The sequence below is a fragment of the Synechococcus sp. R6-10 genome (genome assembly GCF_047461815.1).
GTDB lineage: Bacteria > Cyanobacteriota > Cyanobacteriia > Thermostichales > Thermostichaceae > Thermostichus.
This window is the reverse complement of sequence record NZ_JANSHW010000295.1, coordinates 1-1,229: the sequence shown is the minus strand read 5'-3', so window position 1 is coordinate 1,229 and position 1,229 is coordinate 1. Positions and strand designations below refer to the sequence as shown.

The 1,229-nt window shown below is 54.2% G+C and carries 2 protein-coding genes and 1 pseudogene; all 3 read right to left on the bottom strand.

What is annotated here, in order from left to right:
- Positions 1 to 189, bottom strand: a pseudogene (locus tag NW837_RS09000) (hypothetical protein); the annotation flags it as partial.
- Between the two features lie 24 nt (positions 190 to 213).
- A complete protein-coding gene (cmr4, locus tag NW837_RS08995; protein ID WP_414330825.1) occupies positions 214 to 984 on the bottom strand; it encodes a type III-B CRISPR module RAMP protein Cmr4 in 771 nt (256 codons plus the stop codon).
- A gap of 48 nt (positions 985 to 1,032) precedes the next feature.
- Positions 1,033 to 1,229: type III-B CRISPR module-associated Cmr3 family protein (locus tag NW837_RS08990; protein WP_414330823.1), on the bottom strand; the 197-nt coding region annotated here is incomplete at its 5' end.

Here is a 1,229-nt window from a genome sequence, read left to right as displayed (position 1 = left end):
GCCCTCTTGGCTAAGGGCGTCTTCTTCGGCCTTGAGGCGCAGCAGGCCCCAAGTAGAAAGATAGGTGTAGAGCTCCACAGCCTGGTTTTTTTGCTCTTTTAGCCTTTCTGGATCCCTGGTTTGCGCTCTGAGCTGGCACAGGGATTCGTAAACGGGCTTGGCCAATGTACGCGGGTCAAAGCTATTCATAAAACCTCCCTCCTAGGTTGAGATCTAGTTCAAAGACAGCTCCACAAAGCCTCGGCCCAAGCTTTCCTGGCCGCCAATCTGCATAATCTGGTTGGATTGCAGCAGATCTCGAAACTCTTTCATTGCCTCCTCAGAACTGCCATTTGCTTGGGCTGTAACCCCCCAGGTAAAGTACATCAAGCTGTCAGGAGGAATGGCCTCTTCATAGCGGAAGCCTCCTTCCACAACCTTGTCCTCGCTAAGCTTGACTTTCACCTGCCGCCACAGGCTCATTTGAATTAGGGTGGCACAGTGCTGATCTGGTAAAACAATCACGCGACTGATATTAGGATCTTTGGTGTAGCTCTTCCATTCCGACCATTGTCGAAGACCCTCTTTGAGAATGGCATCTTTGAGGTAGATAGGCTGGTTTGTTCCCAAGTTGGTGCTATAGGGATCCGGCACTGACAGATTCTGGCCTGTTAGCCGCAGCCAGCGCTTGAGCAGAAGCGGGCAGCTTATCCACACCACCCCGTGGCTGAGGGAGGGCACCGGGATCCAAAGCAAGGAGCCATCTCCAATCCAAATGGATCCCTGGGTCAGCTGATCCCCTTCCCCAATTTCGTTGCCAAAGAGCTCAAATTTTTTGTCTTTATCGGCCACGCTGGCCCGCAACCTGCCCCGAATGGTGCTGGAAGGGATGTAGGGCAAATGGGTGTGGGATTCGCGGGCAATCCCCAAGAGGTTTCCTTCTTGGGTGGTGCCGCCGGTGTGCAGGGGAGTCAACAGATGGAGGTAAACGATCTGAAAAGGCATACAAATCTCTCCTTTTTTGAGTAAGCATTGGAGGGTTGAAAGCAAAACTCAGTTCGCCCAAGGCAGCCATAAGAGCTCGCTATAGCCCAACAGCCGCCAGCGGTGGAACACGTTGAGCCGGCCATCTTCCAGCTCGGGCTCTTCTTGGTTGAGGGGGGCCGGTTGCTCTAGGTAGTAGACGCTACCAGGGGGCGCGGCAAAAACTTGGGGGGCAGGCAGGCTCATCTGCCGCTGCTCTTGGGGGC